This is a genomic window from Flavobacterium limnosediminis JC2902, from assembly GCF_000498535.1.
Classification (GTDB): domain Bacteria; phylum Bacteroidota; class Bacteroidia; order Flavobacteriales; family Flavobacteriaceae; genus Flavobacterium; species Flavobacterium limnosediminis.
Window position 1 is genome coordinate 1 of record NZ_AVGG01000040.1, and the last position, 4,852, is coordinate 4,852.

Here is a 4,852-nt window from a genome sequence, read left to right on the forward strand (position 1 = left end):
GCTAGATACTTGAATCCACCAGTTACGAGTATATTTTTGTTGATTACTACATTTTCATTCGGACAGACGATTGAAGATAAAACTGAAGAATTTCTAAGTGCAATTAATTGTAAGGAAATATTAAATAAAAAGTACAATACAATTAAATCAAGCATTGATGAAACTAAACCAGAATTATTTAGAAACTTTCAATTGGATTTTAATAAAACTGAAGATGTAAAAATATTTGATGATTTTTTAATCGAAGAAATCGAACTATTTAAAGAAGAATCATTTGTACAATTATCTGATACTTACTCTAGGAATTATAGTGTTGCGAAAATTCAGCTATTTATTAATAAAGCTAAGAATAGCAAGAATATTGATTCTGTCTTAAGAGATTCAAACTTTTACAAAGAATTAGATTCTATTGTTGGAATTTTCCAATCTGATCTTAACAAAGATATAAAACTTACTTTGACAAAAATCCGTGCCCAATACACGCCTTTGAAATTGATCATCCTTGAAAACGGAAATGAAATCAATGTTAAAAATGTGAATTTAGAGATGTTCCTCAATACCGCTTCAAAACAAAATGATAAAATAAATATTTTGAATACTATTACTAGTGAAATAAGTGTTCCTAAGAACTTTGATTACGATACAATTAAATCATTGACAATTAAATATAATAGCGTAGAATATACAATTGATAAGTACAATATGAATCTGCCTGAAACTGTGCGAGAAATATCTAGCCCATTAAAAAAAGATGGATTCGAAGATTTAGAAATTTGGACTCTAAATATTAGCCAAAACAATATAAGTCTAAAAATAAAGGCCGAGGTTATATTTGAAAAATAAATACTGCTGGTAACAGTGGTTTTATGAAATTGGGGCTTTAGGGATTAGTGGGACGAACTTTTTGTATATTTGGCTTCAGTCCGAATGGAAAGGTTTGGGAACATATAAACCCCAACTTCATAAAGCCACGGGACGTTGTGCGTAATATTTCTCAACGATCGTGCTAAATATCAAACTAAAATACATATTTTTGATAGTATCAAATGATAGTATCAAAATATGAAACCACCATACGAAATAACTTCTCCGATATTAAAATATATTTCTTCAATTTCTGAAAAAATTGGAGAAGTTAACGCAAAATATTTAGTCAAAACCAATCCAAGTTTACGAAAACAAAATCAGATAAAAACTATACATTCTTCATTAAGTATTGAGGGAAATACTTTGTCAGAAGAACAAATTACGGCCATATTAGAAAACAAAAGAGTTGTTGGGCCTCAGAAAGATATAATAGAAGTTCTGAACGCTTTAGAAGTATATAAAAATATAAATACTCTTAAACATCACTCCGAGAAAGATTTTTTAAAAGCTCATAAAATGCTAATGAAAGATCTTATTGAAAATTCAGGAAAGTATAGGACAAAAGGCGTAGGAATTGTAAAAGGTTCAAAAGTTGAACATGTTGCACCTCCCTATGAGAATGTTCCATTTCTAATGAAAGATCTATTTCAATATTTAAAGGATAAATCTGAAATTTCATTAATTAAAAGTTGTGTTTTTCATTACGAAATGGAGTTTATCCATCCATTTATGGACGGAAACGGAAGAATGGGAAGATTATGGCAAACTTTGATTTTAATGGAAGAATATCCTGTGTTTGAATTTTTACCTTTTGAAACTTTAATTTCAAAAAATCAAACGGCCTATTACAATTCTTTATCAGCCTCTGATAAAGAAGGAAAATCAACCAAATTCATTGAGTATATGTTAAGTATTATTGACCAATCTTTGAGCGAACTCTTAGAAAACTCAACAAAAAAACTTTCTGATGAAAATAGAATTCAAGTTTTCATTGAAAATTTTGTTGAAGAATTTACAAGAAAAGATTATCTAAATTATTTCAAGGATTTATCATCAGCAACAGCTAGTAGAGATTTGAAAAAAGCGGTTGAAATGGGAATCATTACAAAACATGGAGATAAAAAAACAACAACGTATAGAAAAAATTAATACTACGCACAACAGCGGCTTTAAGAAATTGGGGTTTTAGGCAAGAATTAAAAGCAATTTTATATATTTGACTTCAGTCCTGGTGGAATGGTTTGGGAACAAAAAATCCCCAACTTCATAAAGCCGGCGGGACGTTATGTGAGATTTCGAAAAAACTTTGCGGTAAAATTGCCTATGTTACCATTTTTTGGTAACTTGTTTAAAATTCTTAAAGTCATGGGAAAAAACACATCAATATCATTAGGAAACCATTTTGAAAGTTTTATTGAAAGCAGTATCAATAACGGTAGATTTAACAATGCGAGTGAAGTTGTACGCGCAGGTTTGCGTCTTCTTGAAGATGAAGAAAATAAAATTGTTGTTTTAAGAAAAGCTATACAAGAAGGAATTGATAGTGGAATCGCTGAAGATTTTGAACCTAAAAAGTTTTTGGAATCATTAAAGGCAAGAAAAAAATAAATGGGAAAATATCATTTTACCAATAAAGCTCAAGACGATTTAATAAATATTTGGGATTATACTGTTGAAGAATGGTCACAAAATCAGGCCGAGAAGTATTATAATTTAATAATTGCTTCATGTATAGACCTGGCAAATAATCCTCAATTTGGAAAATCTTATGAAATCATTTCTTTAAATATTCTAGGTTATAAATGTGGTGAGCATATTATTTTTTATAGAGAGATTTCAAAGAATGAAATTGAGATAATAAGAATTTTGCACGGAATGATGGATTTGAAAAGTAAATTATAGAAACCTCACATAACAGCGGTTTTAAGAAATTGGGGTTTTGGAGTATAATGGGACGAGCTTTTTGTATATTTGGCTTCAGTCCTAATGGAATGGTTCGGGAACAAAAATCCCCAACTTCTTAAAGCCGGCGAGACGTTGGCAGTAATAGTAAAATAACAGAACGATGAATTCAGCAAGATGGTTTGACGAGAACGGAAAAGAAATAATCAAGGAACGTGCGAACCTTGACGAAAGTGAATGTGTTGCAGAAATCGGAGGAATATTTGAAGAATTTAGCGTCGGAGTAAATTTTTATTCTAACAAATTAAATAAACAAGAAATTACAGAACTTCTTGGAGTTGAGCCTACAAAATCTTGGAATCCAAATGAAAGACATTCTGTTGGAAATTCCAACAAAACAAGAATTACTAATTGGGGAAAATGGTATCTGTCTTCAAAAAGAGATAAAACCGATTTGAATGTTAAATTAACAAACTTACTTCAAAGTCTGACAACGGATTTAGACAAATGGAAAATATTAACATCAAAATATGAAGCGTGGATTGACGTCGCAGGATATATGGAAAATTGGAATAGAGGGTTTACTCTAAATCCAGAAATAATGAAAATGCTAAGCGACAGAAACCTTAAAATCGAGTTTGACATTTATTACTATAGCACCGAAGACGAAAATGAAGACTAAAAACTACTACTGCCAACAGCGGTTTTGTGCAAGTGGGGTTTTGGGATTTATCGGTAAAGGTCAGTGTTTGCACTTCCTTCTTTCTTTGAAATTTTTTCTTTCAAACTTTTAGGTATATTTGTAAACATCAGTAATAAAAATCCCCACCTGCCACAAAGCCGGCGGGACGTTAACGGCAATGCTCTGAAAAACGCTGTGAAAACCGACTTTATGAACAACAAAATTTTACAAGGCGATGATTTTATCGCAACAAAGAAAACTTTGAGAAAAATAACAACTGACGAAAGTGGTTGGAATATTTATTATATCGATAATGATTCTAATCGTTGGATTGAAGAATATCCAAATTCAGAATATCATGGAGGCGGTTTGCCACAATTGAGATTACTTGAAAAATTTCCTTGGGAAAAATCAAATTTTAAATCTGACTTTCTAATTACTCGCAATATTATCAATGATTTTGACCCGTGTAATTTAATTGAATCAGGAGCGCCAAGTGATGAATATGATAGCATCTCCCACAAAGTTTTGAGCTTTATTTACAATAAAAAACCGTTTAACCAAGAAGTCCAAAATATTTTTCAAGAACTTAAGGATAGTTACGGGCTAGATGTGACAAAAGATAATTCAGAAATCTTGAGGAATGAAATTGAAAACTTATTAATTAAAGTGGTTGCTAGTTTGAGTAAGCACAGCCGTTAACAGCGGTTTTGAGCAAGTGGGGCTTTAGGGCAAAATTTAAAGTTGGTTTTGAATTTGTAAACTAAATCTTTAATTTATACTTTTGGGAAAACAATTCCCCACCTTCTCAAAGCCGGCGGGACGTTGTATGAAATACTTGAAAAACGTTGCGTAATAAGCACTTATGAAAACAATATTATCTATAATCATACTTCTAGTTTTTCAATCGCCCGAAATCATTGAGCTTAAAGATTTTTATGATGGCAAAGGCGTTGTGTTTGATAAAGATTATAATTTTCCTTTTCGCAATGAAAAATATAATAAACCATTAAGTCCAAATCTCACACAAATCCAAAAAGCGGAAAATATATTTTTTAGAGATTATTATTCGCACCGTAAAGAGGGTTTAAAAAAATTTAATTCTCATTATAAATTAGATAAAAAGTTCAGCAATTCAAAAATCGTTAAAAAAAAATATAATTATTATTATCGGCAATATGCAAGCTATTTGAGTACAGAAAACGATACGATAATTTATATTGGATTATTTAATTTTTCAAAAAAACGCCAAGCAAAGAAATATTTTCAAGATTGGAATAAAACTTTATTTTTAGGTTCTGGAGAGTTTTATTTGAATAATCAAGAATTTTATGAAATCAATCTTAGCAAAAACAAAATAGAATTTAATTAGTACTTCATACAACAGCGGTTTTCTGCAAT

7 protein-coding genes are annotated in these 4,852 nt (G+C 30.4%); all 7 read left to right on the plus strand.

What is annotated here, in order from left to right; all coding sequences use genetic code 11:
- Nucleotides 1-843, plus strand: an 843-nt coding sequence (locus FLJC2902T_RS16350; protein ID WP_035679238.1) for a hypothetical protein, incomplete at its 5' end; no start/stop codon positions are given.
- Between the two features lie 219 nt (nucleotides 844-1,062).
- Nucleotides 1,063-2,016 carry a Fic family protein gene (locus FLJC2902T_RS15370; RefSeq protein WP_023580724.1) on the plus strand — a complete coding sequence of 318 codons (954 nt, stop codon included), beginning with the start codon at nucleotides 1,063-1,065 and terminating at the stop codon, nucleotides 2,014-2,016.
- A 216-nt stretch (nucleotides 2,017-2,232) separates the two neighbouring features.
- Entirely contained in the window at nucleotides 2,233-2,475 is a 243-nt protein-coding gene (locus tag FLJC2902T_RS15375; protein WP_023580725.1) for a type II toxin-antitoxin system ParD family antitoxin, read from the plus strand.
- Complete coding sequence (locus FLJC2902T_RS15380; RefSeq protein WP_023580726.1) at nucleotides 2,476-2,769, plus strand: type II toxin-antitoxin system RelE/ParE family toxin; 294 nt, start codon at nucleotides 2,476-2,478, stop codon at nucleotides 2,767-2,769.
- 163 nt (nucleotides 2,770-2,932) lie between these two features.
- Complete coding sequence (locus FLJC2902T_RS15385; protein WP_023580727.1) at nucleotides 2,933-3,451, plus strand: DUF4279 domain-containing protein; 519 nt, start codon at nucleotides 2,933-2,935, stop codon at nucleotides 3,449-3,451.
- A 210-nt stretch (nucleotides 3,452-3,661) separates the two neighbouring features.
- Nucleotides 3,662-4,153, plus strand: a complete 492-nt coding sequence (locus FLJC2902T_RS15390; RefSeq protein ID WP_023580728.1) for an Imm27 family immunity protein — start codon at nucleotides 3,662-3,664, stop codon at nucleotides 4,151-4,153.
- A 163-nt stretch (nucleotides 4,154-4,316) separates the two neighbouring features.
- Nucleotides 4,317-4,823 (plus strand): hypothetical protein, encoded by a 507-nt coding sequence (locus FLJC2902T_RS15395; RefSeq protein WP_023580730.1) that lies wholly within the window; start codon nucleotides 4,317-4,319, stop codon nucleotides 4,821-4,823.
- The last annotated feature ends 29 nt before the right edge of the window (nucleotides 4,824-4,852 follow it).